This window comes from Aeromonas sp. 603079 (assembly GCF_049172135.1).
GTDB lineage: Bacteria > Pseudomonadota > Gammaproteobacteria > Enterobacterales > Aeromonadaceae > Aeromonas > Aeromonas veronii.
Genome location: NZ_JAAKPX010000001.1, coordinates 213,143 through 232,555, shown reverse-complemented (window position 1 = coordinate 232,555; position 19,413 = coordinate 213,143). Strand labels below are relative to the sequence as shown.

The following is a 19,413-nucleotide window of genomic DNA, read 5'->3' as shown; positions in this document are numbered from 1 at the left end:
CCGGGCTGTGAAGAGGATCCCGGATAAAGGTTTGCTAGCGCGTCTTAGTGCGACCAGAACCAGGCTGCTGCAAATCCCAGCCAGCTCAACACTAGCAAGATCCAGGGCAGGGGATGCTGATGGCTTACTTCAACCAGCTCCAGCTGATCGTCTTGTTCTTCGGTTTGTGGCGCGCCCTGTGGCTGCCTGGCTTTGGCCTGCATTTTTTTCTGGCGGCTCGCTTCGCGGGCCCGCGCCTTCATCTGTTTCTTGTATTCGTCGATGCCTTTCTGGATCCCTTGCGCGATAAGCTGGGTCTGTTCCTTGGTCTGCCCCGGCTTCTGGTTGGCACGGGCAATCTTCATCGCCTCCTGCTGGGTCTCGGGGGAAATCTTGTCGTACTTGGCCATCAAATCATCTCCTCGGGCATGGCTGGCTGGGGAGTATGCCATAAAGGCGCGTCCGGGTGGCGTCTCCTTGGTGCGGGAGGGGATCAAGTGAGTGACAGCTCAACAAAAAACCTGACAAATCAGCAGGAAGCCGGATGTTGGGCCGAAGATCACAATTAGCAGAATTTGTGAGTCATCGATGAAAAACGGTCATCTGTTGTTTGTTATATTGGCGCCCGACCCGCTGGACAGGGTTGATAAATAACAAAACAATCAAGGTGATATGGAAATGAATAATAACTTTATCAAAGGCGGCGTGGCACTGGCCGTGCTTGCTGCACTGACTGGCTGTAATACCTCGAGCAATGACACCGTTGCACCCTGCACCGAAAATGTCTGCAAACTGACCATCCTGCACACCAACGATACCCACGGCCGTTTCTGGCACAACGCTGAAAATGAGTATGGTATGGCTGCCCAGAAGACTCTGGTCGAGCAGCTGCGTAGCGAGGCCAAGGCTGCTGGCAGCGAGGTGTTGGTGCTATCTGGTGGTGACGTGAATACCGGGGTGCCGGAGTCCGATCTGCAGGATGCCGAGCCTGACTTCATGGCGATGAACAACATTCGCTACGATGCCATGGCAGTGGGCAACCATGAATTCGACAACCCCCTCAGCGTACTGGAGAAGCAGCGCAAGTGGGCCCAGTTCCCCATGCTCTCGGCCAACATCTATGACAAGGCGAGTGGCAAACACTACTTTGACCCCTACAAGGTGTTCAAGCTGGAGAGCGGTCTCAAGGTCGCCGTACTGGGCCTGACCACCGAAGATACCGCCCAGCTGGTTGACCCCAACAACGTGCAGACTCTGGAGTTCCGCGATCCGACTACGGAAGCGGCCAAACTGGGCCAGCAGATCCGCAGCAACAAGGAGGCCAATCTGGTCTTCGCCATCACCCACATGGGCCATTACGAGAATGGTCAGCACGGCAGCAATGCGCCGGGCGATGTAGAGATGGCTCGTGCACTGCCGGCAGGGACTCTGGATGCCATCATTGGTGGCCACTCCCAGAATCCGGTCTGTATGGAACCGGGCACCACCAACAAGTACGCCAATTTCAAACCGGGTGATAACTGCCAACCGGACCAGCAAAACGGCACCTGGATCATGCAGGCTCACGAGTGGGGCAAGTATGTGGGCCGTGCCCAGTTTGAGTATCAGAATGGCAAGTTGACCCTGACCAGCTATGAGCTGATCCCGGTCAACCTGATCAAGCGCAACGCCAAGGGCGAGGCGATCGATGCTAACGGCGTCGTAACCAAGGACCCGACCAAGATGCAGTTCGTACAGGACGAGATCACCAAGGATCCGGAGCTGTATAACACCCTGCTGGGTTATCAGGAGAAAGGTCAGCAAGAGCTGAATGTCGTCATTGGCTCGGCAGATGGCTTGCTGGTTGGTGATCGCAACTCGGTTCGCAACAAGCAGACCAACCTGGGTCGTCTCATCACCACGGCGACCAGCATCAAGCTGGGGGTCGACTTTGGTATCGTCAATTCAGGTGGTGTGCGTGACAGCATCCCGGCCGGTGATATCACCTACCGCAGCGTGCTGCTGGTGCACCCGTTTGGCAACACGGTCAACAAGGCGGCCATGAAGGGAAGCGATCTGGCGACCTATCTGGGTCAGGTGGCAACCAAGACCCGCAATACCGGTGGTTATGCCCAGTTTGGCGGTATCGATATGGCGGTGGATTGCCAGGCCAAGAGCGTCAATATCACCAGCATCGGTGGCAAGGCGTTTGATCCGTCAGCAACCTACAGCTTCGCGATCCCGAGCTTCAGCGCCTCCGGTGGTGACGGCTATCCGAAGATCGATACCATCAATGCCGGCTTGGTGGATGCAGCCGTGCTGAAGGAGTACATCGAGATCAAGAAGGTGATCAACGTGGCCGATTATCAACCGTCCAATGAGGTGACCTATCTGAACTCAACATCTGCCGAAGGGTGCAACTGATTCGTCAGCGGGGCGCATAGCTCCAGATGTGATGCGAAAGGGCAGCCGGTGGCTGCCCTTTGTCGTTATGTGCGTGGTGACATGTCATCTTGGGATTGGTCACAACTCTTCAATTATCAATGACGATAGCCATCGCCTGTATGAGGTCAGGTGAGGGTATGAAATGAAAAGAGGCAGCCCATGGGCCGCCTCCTGCGTAGTGACAATCTAAACCTTACAGCTGCTCGATACCGACGATATGCCAAGGGGCATTGTTCTTGGCCAGATCGCGTTCGAGGTGCCACACCTCTTTGATGTCTTCTTCGACCTGCTCCTGACGGTCCATGTAGCGGCCGCTGAAGCGCACGCTCACCTGAGCCCAGTCGCTGCCGTAGTCGGCGCGTACCAGCTGGGTATCGACGTACATCACTTCGGTATGCTGGTCGCCAGTCAGTTCGGCGCGCTCGGCTTTGAGCTGCTCAAACAGCTCGGGGCTGACGTACTCGCGCACTTTTTCCAGATCGTTCTTGTTCCACGCCTCTTGCAGGGTGCGATAGTGATCGCGGGCACCGGCTAGGAAGCTGTTCATGTCAAAGCCCGGCGGCAGGCGGAACGGCACGTCGCTGTCGGCAAAGCCGGTGGCTTGCGGTGCGCTGTTGCTCTGCTCAAACTGCTGCGGGGCCGCGGATTGCGGTGGCTGATAGCCCGCATAGGCCGCCTGTTGTGGCTGTGGCGTCGCGACCTTGCCCTTGCGCAGGGTACGGATCAGGAAGACGGCACCTAGCGCCAGCAGGGCGATCAGCAGGAAGTCCATTCCTTGCAGACCTTCAAAGGCACCGCTGCCCAGCAGGTAGGCAAACAGGCCGCCAGCCAGCAGGCCGCCCAGCAGGCCACCCATCATGCCGCTCTTTTTCGGCGGAGTCTGGGCATTCAGTGTCGGATTCTTGTTGTCGACCGGTTTGGCCGCAGGCTGGGCCGGCGCAGTTTTGTAACTTTTACCAAAGGATTTGCCGCCGCCAAACTTCTTGGCTTCGGCGTGAGGTGCCCCCAGGCCAATGGCCAGGATCACGGCAAACAGGGTCAGCATCTTTTTCATTTTGACTCTTTTCACTCTCGTCTGTGGGTGGGGCATGCTCCGCTTTGGCAAGCTCAGCAAGGCGCATGGCAGGCTGCCTGTCCCTAATTGTGTCGCAGCTTGTATTCATCAATATCACCTCTGGCATGAATTATTCATGAACGAGGTTGCCGCGATGCGGCGTCAAACAAGAGGAGTAAACCGGATGAAAAGCAGAAGATTGAGTCGCAAGGAGCGCAAAATGCGAAGCAAAATCAAAATGGTCAAGGTAGAGCAGACTCTGGTTTGGCCCTTTATGATGGTATGAGCCGCCAGATAGGGCTCGCCGTAGTTGGCTTTCTTTTGTAAAATTCCCGTCCCCTTCCCGCTGCGGTTTTTATGTGTATGGCAGAGCAAGTGACGGCGAAAAAAGACGCCAAGACACAACAGCTGAAAGTTCCTCCCCACTCTTTTGAGGCCGAACAGTCCGTACTGGGCGGCCTGATGCTGGATAACGATGCCTGGGATCGGGTTGCCGAACGGGTTATCGATCAGGATTTCTACAGCCGTCCGCACCGGTTGATCTTCCAGGCCATGACCCGCCTCTCCAACGCGGGCAACCCCATCGACCTCATCACCCTGCAGGAGGAGCTGGAGCGCTCCGAACAGCTGGAAGAGGCGGGCGGCTTCGCCTATCTGGTGGAGATCGCCAAGAACACCCCGAGTGCCGCCAACATCAACGCCTACGCCGAAATCGTGCGCGAGCGGGCGGTGGTGCGGGAGATGATCTCGGTCGCCAACGAGATAGTCGAAGCAGGCTACGAGCCACAGGGCCGCACCTCCGGCGATCTGCTGGATCTTGCCGAGAGCAAGGTATTCAAGATTGCCGAGCAGCGCACCAGCGCCAACGAGGGGCCCCAGCCCCTGAAGCTCATCCTCGAGCAGACCGTCGACAAGATTGAAGAGTTGTTCAAGACCCCCCACAACGGGGTGACCGGGGTATCGAGCGGTTACAACGATCTGGACAAGATGACCGCCGGTTTGCAGCGTTCGGACTTGATCATCGTGGCGGCCCGTCCTTCCATGGGCAAGACCACCTTTGCCATGAACCTCTGCGAGCACGCGGCCCTCACCGCCGACAAGCCGGTGCTTATCTTCTCGCTGGAGATGCCCTCCGAGCAGATCATCATGCGTATGCTCGCCTCGGTCGGTCGCATCGACCAGACCAAGGTGCGTACCGGTCAGCTCGATGACGAGGATTGGGCGCGCCTCTCCTCCACCATGGGATTGCTGCTGGAGAAGGGCAAGATGTATATCGATGACGCCTCCGGCCTCACTCCGACCGATGTACGTTCCCGTGCCCGTCGGGTGGCACGCGAGCACGGTGGCCTATCCATGATCATGGTGGACTACCTGCAGCTGATGCGGGTGCCGGCGCTCTCTGACAACCGTACCCTGGAGATCGGCGAGATCTCCCGCTCCCTCAAGGCCTTGGCGAAAGAGCTGCAGTGCCCGGTGGTGGCGCTCTCCCAGTTGAACCGAAGCCTGGAACAGCGGGCCGACAAGCGCCCGGTCAACTCGGACCTTCGTGAATCGGGTTCCATCGAGCAGGATGCGGATTTGATCATGTTTATCTATCGTGATGAGGTTTATCACGATGACAGCCCGGACAAGGGGATTGCCGAGATCATTATCGGCAAGCAGCGTAACGGCCCCATCGGCCGGGTGCGCCTCACCTTCCAGGGTCAGTTCTCCCGGTTCGACAACTACGCCGGTCCGGCGTTTGACGACGATTATTGATAAGTAACAATCATGGCAATCCTGTGGTCAGGATTGCCACCACCGCTCTGACCCGCTTGCCATTCACTGCAAGGCAGCCCGTCAGAGCCTGTTTTCCCGGTTCGACAATTATGCCGGTCCGGCCTTCGACGACGATAAGTGAGTGGCGGTCTTCTGCCCGATGAGGGGGAGACCATTTGTGCCCTCGTAAGGGAAAACCATGAAAGCGGCTACTGCCCAAATCAACACTGCGGCCTTGCGCCACAACCTCGCCGTGGTCAAGCGCCACGCTCCCGCTTGCAAGATCATCGCTGTGGTCAAGGCCAACGCCTATGGCCACGGACTGCTGCCGGTCGCTCGCACCCTGGTGGATGCGGATGCCTATGCGGTGGCCCGTATCGAAGAGGCGCTGATGCTGCGCTCCTGCGCCGTGGTCAAACCCATCGTGCTGTTGGAGGGATTCTTCTCCGCCGACGATCTGCCGGTGCTGGCGGCCAACAACCTGCAGACGGCGGTTCACACCTGGGAGCAGCTCGAAGCGCTGGAGCAGGTTGAGCTGCCAGCGCCCGTGGTGGCCTGGCTCAAGCTCGACACCGGCATGCATCGCCTCGGGGTACGTGCCGACGAGATGCGCGCCTTTATCGAACGACTCGGCAAGTGCAAGAACGTGGTGCAGCCGTTCAACATCATGACCCACTTCAGCCGCTCCGATGAGCTGGAGCAGCCTACTACCCGCGAGCAGATCGACTTGTTCAGCAAGTTGACCGCACCGCTGGCGGGCGAGCGGGCCATGGCCAACTCGGCGGGCATTCTGGCCTGGCCAGACTCCCACTGCGACTGGGTTCGCCCCGGCGTCATCCTCTATGGCGTGTCGCCTTTCCCCAACACGGTGGCGGCCGATTACGACCTGCAGCCGGTGATGACCTTGAAGACCCAGCTGATTGCGGTGCGGGATCACAAGGCGGGCGAGCCGGTGGGCTATGGCGCCAACTGGGTGTCGGATCGCGATACCCGGCTCGGGGTGATCGCCATCGGCTACGGTGACGGTTATCCGCGCATGGCGCCCAATGGCACTTCCGTGCTGATCAACGGCCGCATCGTGCCGCTGGTGGGGCGTGTCTCCATGGATATGAGCACGGTAGATCTTGGGCCCGGCGCAACCGACAAGGCCGGTGACGAGGCGGTGCTGTGGGGCGAGGGGTTGCCGGTGGAGCGGGTGGCCGACGAGATTGGCACCATCCCCTACGAACTCATCACCAAACTCACCTCCCGCGTCTTTATGGAGTATGTCTGATGTGGCAGCAGTGCCTGCTGACGTTGAAGCCCCGTTCGCGGGGCTTTCATCTGGTGACTGACGAGCTGGTGGCCAAACTGCCGATGCTGGCGGATTACCGGCTCGGCATGGCCCACCTGCTACTGCAACACACCTCCGCCTCGCTCACCCTCAACGAGAATTGCGACCCCAGCGTGCGCAGCGATATGGAGGCTCATCTGCACCGGCTGGCGCCGGAGGATGCCCCCTACTATCGCCACACCTATGAGGGGGCGGATGACATGCCCGCTCACATCAAATCCTCCCTGCTCGGGGTGAGCCTGCTGCTGCCAGTTCGCGATGGTCAGTTGGCGCTCGGCACCTGGCAGGGGATCTGGCTTGGCGAACATCGCGTCGATGGTGGTGCCCGCAAGGTGCTGGTGACCCTGCAGGGTGAGTAATCAGGCTGCAACCAGCTGAAAGATGACGATAAAAAAGAGGGATGGCATTGAGCCATCCCTCTTTTTTCGTTTTTGCGGTTTCGCGAGCTATCCGCCTGCCAGTGGTGAAGCGCTCTTAGTAGCTCAGCCGACCTTGAAGGGGGTCAGCTCGGCCAGCGGGGCGGCATCCATAAAGGCTTGCGGCTCCTGGCCATGTTTGAAGATCTTGAAGTCCTGCTCGCGGGCGCTCCAGTACTCCAGACGCTCGCTGCCGTTTTCTCCGGTGATTTGCAGCAGACTCGCTTCGCGCAGGGCCACCACGTGCTCGCTCGGGTTGATGGCGCAGAACTCGGCCAGACGCTCGTCGCGGGTCTCGCCCATGTGGCCGCTGATACTGGCGTCCAGATAGTGCGGGTTGATCTGCAGCGGGAACAGGCCCAGTGCGGGCAGCACGGCGGCGCTGCAGACCGGCATGTCGTTGGTGGTACGGATGCTCGGGGTCGCCACGTTGCAACCGGCGCTCCAGCCCACATAGGGCACGCCCCGCTCGCGCACGGCACGCTGGATCGGCACGATCAGGCCGTTTTCGTGCAGCATCTGGTTGAGGCGCCAGGTGTTGCCGCCACTGATAAAGATGGCCTCGGCCTGATTGACGGCCGCGACCGGATCATCGAAGTGGTGAATGCTGATGGTCTCGATCCCGAGGCTCTCGGTAAGTTCGTTGGCGCGGGCATCCCAGTCGTTGCGGATCACCGCGTAGGGGATGAGCAGGATGCGCTTGACCTGTTTGCGCACGAGCAGGCTTTGAACCCGATCGCGGGCCCAGCCGAGCAGACCCGGAAATTCGTTGGCTTTACCATTGCTAAGCAGAAGCAGTTCCATCAAATCGTTCCTCAAAAAGTGAAAGCGGAGGAGGGAGGGCCACCGGATCCGCCGTGCGGCCGGATGGCAAGAGGAGGCATGCTACCACCATTGGCGAGGTGGTTCTGTGATCGCGAGGCCCATTCAACGGCTATGGAGGAGTTATGGATGGATAACTCAATGCCAACTGGTGGATTAATAAGCAGAGCTCAGTTCGCTGACCATCGCCAATAAAAGACCCCGCCGCAGCGGGGTCATGGCAGGGTTAGTCGAGTTTGAGATCGACCCAGACCATGCGGTGATCCGAACTGACTCCCTTGGCGATGCCGAGTTTCGCATCATAGACCAGGTGATAACCGGCCTCGAAGCTGGCAGGCCAGAAGACGCCGCTCTTGACCGCGTTGAGGTTGGCGGAGGGGATGACGTGATCCAGCTGTAGCACGCTGGAGTTGGTGATGCGTTCCGGGTTGGGGCGATTGAGGTTGCGTTTGCAGTCGGTCCCCTTGCTGACACACTCCGGACCCCCTTCGCTGACCGGGATCAGGGTGCCATTGGTGATGGCCTGATTCATCAGCGGGTTGTTTAGCAGATCCTGAATGGCGGTCAGGTCGCCGTCACCGGTGAGTGGATCGGCGTTGAGATCACCCGCGATAACAAACTTGGCGTTTTTGGCCAGCCCACCCTTGGTGCCCTTGTCATCGGTCATGTAGTTGAGCCCCTTGACGTAGTCGTTCCAGAAGGCGATCTCGGCGCGGTTGTGTTTGACGGTGTGGCGCGCCGCATTGGCAAAGATTGGCGGGGTCGGGTGGGAGATCAGGAAGTGGATCACCTCATCCCCCTTTTCGGTCTTGATCCGTACCGGCACATCGGCGTGGTTCTTGGAGGAGAGCGGGTACTGCTGCCAGGCTGCGTCTGAATACCAGGCATCACCACACTGGCGGCTGGCCGGGATCTTGACCTTGGGATTGTTGCAGTCATCGATGATGGGGTTCTGCTCGCCCGGCATATCCTTCCACTTGAAGTTCTGGAAGGTGCGGATCTGCTTGGTGTCGATGGGGTATTTGGACATCACCGCAAAGGCGTACTGGCCGTGGTAGTTGCCAAAGCCCCAGGCATCGTCGGGGCCGCTGTTAACCTTGCCATCCAGATTGAGGTCATAACCGCTCATCAGGCCGGTGTTGGTGGCGAAGTTCTGCATCACCGGATAGCTGATAGCCGTCACTTCGGCGTGCTGGGCGTGGGCCAGATAGTTGTCGTTGAAGGCTTTCAGATCGGCGGTGCTCTCGCCTTTGCCGTCGTTGTCGAACTCGTTGAGCAGGAACACATCCGGGCGGGTGCGCTGGATGATCTCCGCCACGTTGCGGATCTGCTGCACGTTCTTGGCTTTGGTTTCAGTGGCGCCGCTCAGGCTCCCTTCGGCGAGGCGGGCCAGCAGGGCATCCTGCTCGGTGCGGGTCAAGGCCAGCTCACCGGTCAGCATACCGGCGGCAGTGCGGTCAAAAGAGAGGTTGAAGGTGGCAAAACGAACCATGGGATCAGCTGCCTTTGAGTCGTTGTCGCTGTTGCAGCCAGCCAGCATCCCGAGGGAAATTGCGGCAGCCAGTAGGGTCTTGTTGATATTTTTCATTGTAATTATTCCGTAGCATCAATGAGTTATGCCTTCTGTGAGGCGGCGTCATTATAAGTAGACGGTGATGCTGCGGGGGTTTTGCCTGAGCAAAGTGTGAGGATATTCACACCACATATCTGGCGATGATGAATGTTAGCAGGGCGATATGGGGTGTGAAAAACCGGTTTATACGCTGCAGTTTCCGGGATGAATAACGCGCTTCCTGCCGTTACCGCACTCTGAATTTGTCACACTACCATCGGCAGGCCGCTCTCGGGGTGGTGGATCACCTGTGCCGGATAATCATAGAGACGGGCGATCAGCTCAGGGGTGAGCACTTCGGCAGGCGTGCCATCGGCCATCAGCTTGCCCCGCTCCAGCATCACCAGCCGATCGGCATAGCGCGCCGCCAGATTGAGGTCGTGCAGCACCACCAGCACAGCTGTATTGCGGCTGGCGAGGGCGCGCGCCATGGTGAGCAGCTGATGCTGGTATTTCAGATCCAGCGCCGAGGTGGGTTCGTCGAGCAGCAGCAAGCGGGGTTGCTCGGCCTGCTCGGTCGGGGAGGGGGCCTGCCAAATCTGCGCCAGCACCCGGGCAAACTGCACCCGCTGCCGCTCGCCGCCGGAGAGTCCGGGATAGAGCCGTTTGGCTAGATGCTCGACCCCGGCATGGGTCATGGCCGCCGCCACAATCTCGTCACGCCGCGCCGCCGGTTCACTGTGGGGCAAACGCCCCATGGCGACCACTTCTTCACAGAGAAAGGGGAAGTTGAGTGAGGAGCTTTGCGGCAATACCCCGAGTCGGTGGGCCAGCTGGCTGCTGTCCCACTGCTGGCGATCCGCGCCAAACAGGGTGATGGAACCCTCATATTCCAGCTCGCCGGTCAGGCACTTGAGCAGCGAGCTCTTGCCCGCCCCGTTGGGGCCGAGCAGCGCGGTGAGGGTGCCGCTCTCGAGGTCGAGATTGAGCCCATCCAGGATCTGGCGCTGGCCACGGCGCAGGCTGAGTCGGCTGCAGCTCAACAGGGGGGCGGAGAGTGAGGATGAGAGTGGTTGCATAACAGTCCGTATCACAGGGCGCGGCGGCCTTTTACCAGCAGCCAGATGAAGAAGGGGGCTCCGAGCAGGGCGGTGATGATGCCCACCGGCAGCTCGGCCGGGGCCAGCAGGGTGCGTGCCAGCATATCGGCCGCCAGCAGCAGGGCGGCGCCAAGCAGGGCCGAGAGCGGCAGCAACCTGACATGGTTGGGGCCCGCCAGCAGGCGCACCAGATGGGGCACCATCAGCCCGACGAAGCCGATCATCCCCGATACCGCCACCGCCACCCCGACGCCCGCTGCGGTGAGCAGGATCAGGCGACGTTTGAGGGATTGCACATTGACCCCAAGATGACGGGCCTCTCCTTCACCCAGCAGCAGGGCATTGAGGGGATTGGCATCGCGCATAAAGAGCCACAGCAGGGCCGCCAGGGTGAGCAGGGCCAGCGCCACATCGGCCGGTTTGCCTGCCGCCAGCGTTCCCATCTGCCACAGGCTCAGGTTGCGCAGCATCTGATCGTCCGCCAGATAGGTGAGCAGGCCGATCACCGCGCCGGAGAGCGCCGTGATGGCGACCCCGGCCAGCAGCATGACGGTGACCGAGGTGCCCCCTTCACGGGTGCCGAGCAGATAGACCAGGGTGGTGGTGAGCGCGCCGCCGAGAAAGGCGAGCAGCGGCAGCAGACCAACCCCGATGGTGGCTTGCAGCTGCTGGCCGAGGGGGGCAAGCAGCACGATAGCGAGTGCAGCCCCAAGCGCCGCACCGCCGGAGACACCTATGATGCCAGGGTCAGCCAGGGGGTTGCGAAACAGCCCCTGCATCACGGCGCCACATAGCCCGAGGATCCCCCCCACTGCGATGCAGAGCAGGGTACGAGGCAGGCGAATTTCCTGCACGATCAGCAGCTTGTGCGACTCTATCCCGCTCTCCTGCCCAGCAAACAGCGCCCGCAGACTCTCACCTAGGGTGAGGGTCATGGGGCCGGTTGCCAGCGAACCGAGCAGCAACAGCGCCAGTGCGGCCGTGGTGAAGGCCAGCAGCCAGGAGAGGGGCAAGCGCATCATGACCCCTGCTTGATCCACTGGGCGATCTGGTTCGCTTGTTGCAGGGAGTTGAGGCTCAGGCCCCCTTGCAGGGCGTGGCCGTCGATGGCGTGAATGGCGTTACGCTTGCCAGCCGGGGTGGCGGCCAGGGCGGGCACTTCTGCCAGCACCTTGGCCGGATCGGCATATTGCTGCCAGTCACGACCGCTGACCAGCACCAGATCGGGCTGCATCTCGATGAGGGATTCGGCGGATACCGGCTTGTAGTTGCGCAACTCGGCGACCGGATTGATACCGCCTGCCAGAGAAATCAGCGCGCTGGCGGTGGTGTCACCCCCGGCGATGCTGGTGGGTTGCCCCTTGTGCAGCAGCAGGAAGGCGACCTTGAGCGGTTTGTTCTGTTTGGCTTGCGCCGCCAGCTGATCGGTCTGAGCCTGGATCTCTGCCTTCAGGCGATCGCCAGCGGCTTTGTCGCCCAGCAGGCTGGCGAGGGTGTCGATACGCTGGTTGAGGTTGGCGAGGGTCGGCGCGGTATCCAGCACCTCCACCTTGACCCCGGCACGGCGCAGCTGATCCAGGGTCGGGGCCGGCCCCATCTCGTCACTGCCCACCAGTCGGGTGGGGGAGAGGCTCAGGATCCCTTCGGCGGCCAGCGCCCGGTGATAACCCACCTTGGGCAACCCTTTTGGCAAGGGGCTGCTGACATCGGTGGCGATCAGGCTCGATTCACCGCCAAGGGCCAGAATGAGTTCTGTGGTGGCCGGGCCGATACTGACGATACGCTCTTTCTGTCCGTCGGCGGCAACGGCAGAGAAGGGAGAGAGTGAACTGCAGAGCAGGGTGATGGCGAGGGCAAGACGACGGCCCATGCTAACCTCCGAAGGGGTGAATGAAACGGGTGTGCCGCCGAGAATATCAAGGCTTTGGAAAAAAAGCACTGATAATGATAGCAATTATCAATTGCATTGATTTCGGTGCTTTATTAGAGTAGCCGCCATGATAAACAGCGGGACAATATGGTCCCGCAGAGGGAGAAAACATGAGCATTGCACAACGCATTCACGCGCTGCTGGAGCAGGATCCCGGCGCTCATCCGTCCACCCTGGCGGCCCATCTTGCCATCAGCGAATGGGAGGTGGTTCGCCATCTGCCCGCCGAGCTGGTGACCCTGTTGCCCGCCGATCGCGCGCAAGGTCTGCTGGAAGATCTGGCCGACTGGGGCCCGGTGACCACCATCGTCGAATCAGAAGGATCCATCTTCGAGGTAAAAGCCCCCTTCCCGAAAGGCAAGGACGCACGCGGCTACTACAACCTGATGGGCCGCGACGGTGAGCTGCATGGTCACCTCAAGCTCGACAACGTGGCGGGGATTGCGCTGGTCAGCAAGCTGTTCATGGGCAAGGAGGGGCACTCCTTCCAGTTCTTCGGTCACTCTGGCCGCTGCATTTTCAAGGTCTATCTGGGTCGCGACGAGAAACGCCAGCTGCTGGCCGATCAGGTCACCCGTTTCATGGCGCTGCGCCACAACTCTCAAGAGGAAGTCAAAGCATGAGTGAACGTCAGGAGCGTCTGCAGAACCGCCTGCAACCGGAGATCCGCGAGTTTCGCGACAGCTGCCGCACCCTGCAGCTCGCCACCGTCGATGGCGAAGGTAATCCCAACGCCAGCTATGCCCCGTTCGTGCTGCAGGAAGATGGCTACTATGTGCTGATCTCCGAGATCGCCCGCCACGCCCGCAACCTGCAACAGGTGCCCCGGGTATCCCTGATGCTGATCGAGGATGAGAGCGGTGCCCGCGAGCTGTTTGCCCGCAAGCGCTTGACCTTCGATGCGGTGGCTGAAGTGGTGGCCCGAGACGACGCTCGCTGGAGCAAGGCGGTGGCGGCACTGGAAGGTCGTTTTGGCGAGATAATCAAGGGTCTCTCCAACCTCAAGGATTTCAAACTGTTCCGCCTCAAGCCGGAACAGGGGCTGTTCGTCAAGGGCTTCGGACAGGCGTTCGCGGTTTCCGGTGACGAGCTGGTGGATTTCGTCCATCTGGTGGAAGGGCACAAGCGCATCGACAACGGTGCCGAGCTCACCAGCCCGGCCGATGCGCCGGTCTGATAATCCCTGTCGACCACGACAGCCGTCATAACAAAACGGGCAGCCAATTGGCTGCCCGTTTTTATTGCGTTATCTCATCCGGCCTGTTCAATCCTGCCAGCTGGCCTTGTTGGGAAAAGCGCGACGATCGGCGTCGGTGGCCGTTTCGTTGCACTCTCCCCGCACCTTCCAGGAGGTCTGGCTCAGCACTATGTAGCCCTGGCGGCAATACTGCTTGGTCGCCAGGGTTTCGGTCAGCAGATTCTCCTGTAACGCCTCCCGCTGTTCCAGCAGCCGCTGGCTCTGGGCCGCCGAGAGGCCGCGCGGCAAGGTGTCGTTGGGCGCGGCTTCAAAGGTGAACCGCTTGCTCCCCTCCTCGTTGATGTGGGTCAGAAACAGGGGCTCCGGCCCGTCATACTTCTGCCCGGGCAAGCTGGAGCAGGCCGACAGTAGGGGAACAATCAACAACAGGGTGGCAGACAACAGGCGCACGACAGACTCCAGTGAGAAACGAGGCGAGGCTCGCAGATTAGCACGGCTGCAGGGCGGGTGTTACTGCCAGCAGCTCGTCGGTGGTGAGCAGGGTCACACTGCGCCCCTCCGGCAGGCTGAGGTGGCGCCACATCCAGTGATGGTGCTCGGTGATCTGGGCTGCGCTCAGATGGGGGCGATCGGCGGTGGTGTGACCATCGCTCAACACCAGCACCTCGTACCCATGGGAGGCGGCACTGCGCACCGTGGTGTCGACGCAAAAATCGGTGGCGCAGCCACAGAGAATGAGTCGATCGACCGGCTGCTCGGCCAGCAGGAAGGCAAGCTCGGTGTCGAGAAAGCTGTCACAGGCCGTTTTGCGCACCCGGCTCTCTCCCTTGGCCGGTTGCAGCGCACTGTGCAACTGCCAACCCGGGGTGCCGGGTTCCAGTTCGGTACCGGGGAGCGAGTCATGCTGGATATAGATGACCCGTCCCTGTTGCTGCCTGACATGGGCCGCAGCCCGATTGATATTGGCCAGCACTTGCTCCTGGCGGTAACGGGGCTCGTTGAACAAGCCTTGCTGCACATCGATGATCAGTAACACATCCATTTTCTTACCCGCCGTTTCCTTGAAGATTAGGGTTGCAGCCACTGGCTGCAGTCACGACTGCGGGATTGATGCAGCGCGCCCATATCTTGCTTCATCTCGTCACTGTTTTGCCAGCGCTTAGGCAGCGGCATGATGGTTACCTGCACATCGGCTGCGGGATCTGCAACAGAGGTCTCATCTGTGCGGGGCACCACCAGCGCCACCTTGAGGGCAGGATTGCGGCTGGCGATGCGACTGGCGAGTCCAAGCCCCCCCTCGACGTGGAAATTGCCGGCGATATGCATGATCTGCTGGCCCGGGTGCTTGGCGAGATAATCCACCATGCTCTCGGCCATGGTGTCATCCCAACTGGTCTGGGCGGCGAAGCGGCGGGCGTTGCTGTCGGCATCGCCGTGGTGCATGGAGGCCATAAATTTCTGGCGATAGGGGTCATCCCCCAGCGTCAGCTGGCGGGCCAGCTGGCTGCGACGTGTGGCTGGCAGTTTGTCGAGCCACTCAGCCCCCTCCTGACCGACACAGCTCACCAGGGGCTTGGGGGCGTTGGCGGCGATCACCGGCATCTGGTGAGCCTTGGCAAACTCCACCAGCGGGCGGTAGTCGCTAGGATAGTTGGGCCAGGCGTTGCCTTCGCGGATCAAGGCCGCTTCACCAATCTGGTTCGCCAGATAGGCATCCAGCGTCTTCTGATCGGCGCGGCTGAACTGCTCCATGGAGAGGGCCAATGGCCGCCCGTGCTGCTGACCTGCGGTGTAGAGCCCGCTCAACAGGCGCGATTGCAACAGATGCACGGCGGGATGGCTGTGCAGCTCACCCACCAGAATGATGTCGGCGTCGGCAATGCGCGCGATCGCCTGCTCCAGCGTCAGGTCTGCATCTCCCTCGCTGCTTAGCCGGTAGTCATAGAGCGTCTGCAACTGTGATGACACGGTTGGCTGGGTTGGGGTGGCACAGGCTGCCAGTAGCAGCGGCAGGGCGAGCAGGGGAAGTCGTCTAATCATGGGATCTCACGGCTGATATGCCCGGATGCCGGTGCATCTCGGGGGGCTAATAGAGAATAAGGGCAACACAGGGCGACAGTGTAAAACCAATTTGGTTCAAAACAAATGAGAATGATTTCGTTTCTTGTTGATCTTTGTCGAGAGCCGGGTAATATGCGGCCTGTTTGATAACAGTTCTCAATAAGGATTCGCTGTGACCCATCATAACGCACTCTCTCTGGTTGCCCTCGCCGTGGCGGCCGGTCTCTCCTCCCAGGTCTTTGCTGCCACCCAGAAGGCGGATGAAGTCGTGGTCGTCAGCGGCTCACGGATGGAGCAAAAACTGGAAGATGTCTCCGGCCCCATCTCGGTGATCACCGCCAAGCAGATTGAAGAGCAGGTCGTCACCAACGTCGCCGACCTGTTCCGCTACGAACCCGGTGTGACCGTGCTGGGCGGTCAGGGGGATGCGCAGACCTTCATCATCCGCGGCATGGGGGAAAACCGGGTCAAGGTGGTGCGCGACGGTGTGCGCCAGAACGATGCCTACAGCAAGGGCGGGGTTGGCCAGAGCTACTTCGATACCGACATGATCAAGCAGGTAGAAGTGGCCAAGGGGCCGGCGTCTGCCGCCTACGGCTCCGATGCGCTGGGTGGCGTGATTGCCATCACCACCAAGGATGCCAGCGACTTCCTCAAGGGCAAGGATAGTTATCTGGATGTGACCAGCGGTTACGCCTCCAGCAGCCACCAGAAGATGGCGGGCTTTACCGGCGCCCTGCGCACTGGTGAAGTGGAGAACCTGCTGCGCTACACCTGGCGCGATGGCGGTGTGACCCAGAATTTCGACTCCACCAAGAACGACTTCGATATCGGTACCCACGCCCTGCTGCTCAAGAGCAAGTGGAACCTCTCCGATGAGCAGTTCCTCAAGCTGACCGTTGACTACCTGACCGATGGCGAGGAGCCGGATGCGGTCAAGCTCAACAAGGTCGGTACCGGCACTGCCCGTGTCTTTGATCAGCCCATCACCGACAAGCAGACCGACAACCTCTCAGTGGTGCTGGATCACGGCATCGCGCTGAATCAAGGCTGGGCCGATCGGATGGATAGCAAGGTCTATTTCGCCCGCACCAAGCAGACGCTGGATCAGTACGCCTCATCCAAGTATCCAGTCAGCCCCGGCAACCCCTATGTGACCAAAAACTCGCTGGATCACAACGTGTTCGATCAGAAGAACATCGGCGCCCAGCTGCAGTTCCACAAGGCAGTCGCCAACCACCGCCTGGCTTGGGGGGCTGAATACGAGCACACCGACAACGAACGTACCCGTTACAAGGGGCCGACGACTCCCGGTGATTTTGTCGGCTACAACGAGCTGAGCTTCCCGGCTACCACCAGCGAGCGCAGCGCCCTGTGGGCCTTTGACGAGATCAAGTTTGGCGAGCGCTGGGTGCTGACCCCGGGTGCCCGTTATGACTACTACCGGATGACCCCGGACAACGATCCGGCCTATACCGGCGACAAGCTGCACAAGTTCTCCGAAGGGGAGTTGTCACCCAAGCTGGGCCTGGTGTTCAAGGCCCACGAGGCGGCCAACCTGTTCGCCCAGTACAGCCACGGTTTCAAGGCCCCCATGTATGACAGCGCCTTCTCCACTCTGAACCATCAGGCGTACGGCTATCGCATCGAGCCCAACCCGAACCTCAATCCGGAGAGCAGCGACGGCATCGATCTCGGCGTGCGTGGCAGCAGCAACGGCTTCAGCTATGAAGTAGCCAGCTTCTACAACAAGTTTGAAGACTTCATCGAGATGGTGGAAGTGGGCAAAGAGGGGCGCACCGCCGTCTACCAGTACCAGAACCTGAGCAAGGCGACCACCAAAGGGGTCGAAGCCAAGGCGGATTACTGGCTCAACGACATCGTCAATGTCTGGGGCAACCTCGCCTACATCGAAGGCAAGGATGGGGATGGCAACTACATCAACAGCCTGAGCCCGCTCAACGGCTCGGTCGGTGTGCGTCTGGAACAGGCCCAATGGAACTTCAACACCGCGCTGCGCTTTGCTGACGACATGGACAAAGTCCGTAAAGACAGCAAAGGCAACGATTACGTGAAGAGCGCAGGTTGGGGTGTGGTGGATATGTACGCTCAGTTCAACCCGATGAGCGATCTGCAGCTCAACGTCGGGGTCTTCAACCTGTTTGACAAGGAGTACACCAGCTACGAGCGCATCGCCGGTCGTGCCGAGGGCTCCGATAACAGCATGATGACCGAACCGGGCCGCAACCTGAGTGCACGGGTCAAATACGTATTCTAAAGAGCAAACAACAGACGCAGATGATCAAAGGGGCTTCGGCCCCTTTTTTGTCGCCGCCATGTTGTGACGATGGCGCAGAGCAGATGTTTGCCTAAAAAAAGAAACCCGCCGTGGGCGGGTGGAAGGATTGCAACACTAACCAGGAGGAGGTGTTATCAAGTAGACCCCGCCTATTCGGTAATAGTTCAATTTTATTGAAGTTTTTCGTTTTCTGCGCGGGGTTTCCATCGGGATCTGCGGGGGAGGATGGGTTATCATTCTGCTCCCGTCATCCGGTTGCAGAGGATCTATGCCCGCGTTTTCCTGGTTAGCGCTCTTTTTCGGCGCCTTCTATTTTGTCTACGGTGCTTACTTGCCGTTCTGGTCGCTCTGGCTGGAGGGGGTGGGCGTCAGCGCCGAGATGATTGGTCTCCTGCTGGGGGCTGGGATGGCGATCCGCTTTGCCGGCAACCTGATGGTGATGGGGCAGATCAAGGGGGCGGGCCATCTGCTGCCGGTTACCCGGTTGCTCTCCCTGCTCAGTCTGCTGGCGTTTCTCGGCTTCTATCTCAGCCATCACCTCTGGTGGTTGGTGGGTTTGACCCTGCTGGCGAACTTTATCTATCCGACCCTGATGCCGGTGGGGGAGGCGCTGGCAACCCGCATGGTGGTGCAGGCGCACCTCGATTACGGCAAGGTGCGGCTGTGCGGTTCGTTTGCCTTTATTGTCGCCTCGACGCTGGTGGGGGCACTGGTGGGCAACTTCGGCAGCGACTGGATTTTGCACACCATGGTGGCGGGGCTGGTGCTGATGCTGCTGCTCAGTTGGCTGCCGCTCTATCCGGCGCCACAGGATAGTCAGGGCGAGCGGGCCAAGGCGTCCTTGCTGGCAACCCTGCGCAGCGCACCGGTACGTCGTTTCTTGCTGCTGACCGCTCTGCTGCAGGGGAGCCACGCCGCCTATTACGGTTTCAGCGCCATCTACTGGAAGGCGCAAGGGTATAGCGGCACCATCATCGGCTATCTCTGGGCGCTCGGGGTGGTAGCCGAGATCTGCATGTTCGCCGCTGACAAGCGGTTCTTGCAGCGCTTTGGCGCCCAGAGCCTCTTTATCGCTGGTGCCATCGGTTGCGTGGTGCGCTGGGTATTGCTGGGGGCCTCGACCGAGTTGTGGGTGCTGGTGCTGGGGCAACTGCTCCACTCGGTCACCTTTGGCATGAGTCATCTCGGGGCTGTGCGTTTCATGACTCGCCAGCTGCCCGCCGAGCAGTTGATCCCGACTCAGGCGCTCTATGCGGCCCTTGGCCTCGGCATGACGGTGGCGGCCCTGATGGCGCTCTGCGGCGTGCTGTTCGAGCCTCTCGGCGGTGGCATCTTCTTCCTGATGGTGCTGGTGGTCTTGCCGGTCTTCTTCCTGCGGCTGCGCCCCTTTGCGCCGTCTGCGCAGGAGAGGGCTCCAGCCTGATATTTGTCTATTTCACCTAACAAAAGGGAGAGCCACGGCTCTCCCTTTTTCGTTAGTGCGGTTT

General features: G+C 60.2%; 18 protein-coding genes. 8 read left to right on the top strand and 10 right to left on the bottom strand.

Going from position 1 to position 19,413, the window contains the following annotated elements:
- Positions 1–44: 44 nt before the first annotated feature.
- Positions 45–389, bottom strand: a complete 345-nt coding sequence (locus tag G5287_RS01030) for a DUF2956 domain-containing protein (RefSeq protein WP_206877835.1) — start codon at positions 387–389, stop codon at positions 45–47.
- A 268-nt stretch (positions 390–657) separates the two neighbouring features.
- Here G5287_RS01030 and ushA point away from each other — a divergent pair, with 268 nt between their 5' ends.
- Entirely contained in the window at positions 658–2,382 is a 1,725-nt protein-coding gene (gene ushA, locus G5287_RS01025; protein WP_421172143.1) for a bifunctional UDP-sugar hydrolase/5'-nucleotidase UshA, read from the top strand.
- A 214-nt stretch (positions 2,383–2,596) separates the two neighbouring features.
- On the opposite strand, the gene G5287_RS01020 is transcribed toward ushA, so the two are convergent.
- Positions 2,597–3,457, bottom strand: coding sequence for a Tim44 domain-containing protein (locus tag G5287_RS01020; protein WP_005335275.1), 861 nt, complete (start codon positions 3,455–3,457; stop codon positions 2,597–2,599).
- Positions 3,458–3,820: 363 nt separating this feature from the next.
- Between G5287_RS01020 and dnaB the strand changes: the two genes are divergently transcribed.
- The 3 genes from dnaB (at position 3,821) to G5287_RS01005 (ending at position 6,907) form a co-directional block, all read left to right on the top strand.
- Complete coding sequence (dnaB, locus tag G5287_RS01015) at positions 3,821–5,215, top strand: replicative DNA helicase (protein WP_026035132.1); 1,395 nt, start codon at positions 3,821–3,823, stop codon at positions 5,213–5,215.
- A gap of 199 nt (positions 5,216–5,414) precedes the next feature.
- The gene (gene alr, locus G5287_RS01010) at positions 5,415–6,488 is read left to right on the top strand and encodes an alanine racemase (protein WP_421172142.1); all 1,074 of its coding nucleotides are present in this window, start codon (positions 5,415–5,417) and stop codon (positions 6,486–6,488) included.
- Complete coding sequence (locus tag G5287_RS01005; RefSeq protein ID WP_040067976.1) at positions 6,488–6,907, top strand: secondary thiamine-phosphate synthase enzyme YjbQ; 420 nt, start codon at positions 6,488–6,490, stop codon at positions 6,905–6,907. Before alr ends, G5287_RS01005 begins: the two co-directional genes overlap by 1 nt.
- A 123-nt stretch (positions 6,908–7,030) precedes the next feature.
- Here G5287_RS01005 and pepE read toward each other — a convergent pair whose 3' ends face one another.
- From pepE to G5287_RS00980, 5 genes are all read right to left on the bottom strand, one after another.
- Positions 7,031–7,768 (bottom strand): dipeptidase PepE, encoded by a 738-nt coding sequence (gene pepE / locus G5287_RS01000; protein WP_421230643.1) that lies wholly within the window; start codon positions 7,766–7,768, stop codon positions 7,031–7,033.
- Positions 7,769–8,012: 244 nt separating this feature from the next.
- Positions 8,013–9,374 (bottom strand): endonuclease/exonuclease/phosphatase family protein, encoded by a 1,362-nt coding sequence (locus G5287_RS00995; protein WP_227342039.1) that lies wholly within the window; start codon positions 9,372–9,374, stop codon positions 8,013–8,015.
- A gap of 230 nt (positions 9,375–9,604) precedes the next feature.
- A complete protein-coding gene (locus G5287_RS00990; protein ID WP_075115017.1) occupies positions 9,605–10,417 on the bottom strand; it encodes a heme ABC transporter ATP-binding protein in 813 nt (270 codons plus the stop codon).
- Positions 10,418–10,428: 11 nt separating this feature from the next.
- A complete protein-coding gene (locus G5287_RS00985) occupies positions 10,429–11,460 on the bottom strand; it encodes a FecCD family ABC transporter permease (protein WP_202001567.1) in 1,032 nt (343 codons plus the stop codon).
- On the bottom strand, positions 11,457–12,308 hold the full coding sequence (locus G5287_RS00980; RefSeq protein ID WP_040066746.1) for a heme/hemin ABC transporter substrate-binding protein: 852 nt from the start codon (positions 12,306–12,308) through the stop codon (positions 11,457–11,459). The genes G5287_RS00985 and G5287_RS00980 overlap by 4 nt, the downstream gene beginning before the upstream one ends.
- 170 nt (positions 12,309–12,478) lie before the next feature.
- Between G5287_RS00980 and hutX the strand changes: the two genes are divergently transcribed.
- Positions 12,479–12,991, top strand: coding sequence for a heme utilization cystosolic carrier protein HutX (gene hutX / locus G5287_RS00975; RefSeq protein WP_421230642.1), 513 nt, complete (start codon positions 12,479–12,481; stop codon positions 12,989–12,991).
- The gene (gene hutZ / locus G5287_RS00970; RefSeq protein ID WP_005335257.1) at positions 12,988–13,545 is read left to right on the top strand and encodes a heme utilization protein HutZ; all 558 of its coding nucleotides are present in this window, start codon (positions 12,988–12,990) and stop codon (positions 13,543–13,545) included. The genes hutX and hutZ overlap by 4 nt, the downstream gene beginning before the upstream one ends.
- A gap of 87 nt (positions 13,546–13,632) precedes the next feature.
- Here hutZ and G5287_RS00965 read toward each other — a convergent pair whose 3' ends face one another.
- From G5287_RS00965 to G5287_RS00955, 3 genes are read right to left on the bottom strand one after another with little or no spacing between them, the layout of a single operon-like run.
- The gene (locus G5287_RS00965; protein ID WP_005335256.1) at positions 13,633–14,016 is read right to left on the bottom strand and encodes a hypothetical protein; all 384 of its coding nucleotides are present in this window, start codon (positions 14,014–14,016) and stop codon (positions 13,633–13,635) included.
- 37 nt (positions 14,017–14,053) lie between these two features.
- The gene (locus tag G5287_RS00960) at positions 14,054–14,608 is read right to left on the bottom strand and encodes a cysteine hydrolase family protein (protein ID WP_421230641.1); all 555 of its coding nucleotides are present in this window, start codon (positions 14,606–14,608) and stop codon (positions 14,054–14,056) included.
- Positions 14,609–14,634: 26 nt separating this feature from the next.
- Positions 14,635–15,606: a ChaN family lipoprotein gene (locus G5287_RS00955; RefSeq protein ID WP_421230640.1), complete on the bottom strand. Its 972-nt coding sequence runs from the start codon at positions 15,604–15,606 to the stop codon at positions 14,635–14,637.
- Positions 15,607–15,799: 193 nt separating this feature from the next.
- Between G5287_RS00955 and G5287_RS00950 the strand changes: the two genes are divergently transcribed.
- Together G5287_RS00950 and G5287_RS00945 are read left to right on the top strand one after the other, a co-directional pair.
- The gene (locus G5287_RS00950; protein WP_159158318.1) at positions 15,800–17,905 is read left to right on the top strand and encodes a TonB-dependent hemoglobin/transferrin/lactoferrin family receptor; all 2,106 of its coding nucleotides are present in this window, start codon (positions 15,800–15,802) and stop codon (positions 17,903–17,905) included.
- Positions 17,906–18,194: 289 nt separating this feature from the next.
- Positions 18,195–19,349 (top strand): 3-phenylpropionate MFS transporter, encoded by a 1,155-nt coding sequence (locus G5287_RS00945; protein WP_421230639.1) that lies wholly within the window; start codon positions 18,195–18,197, stop codon positions 19,347–19,349.
- Positions 19,350–19,413 lie beyond the last annotated feature (64 nt).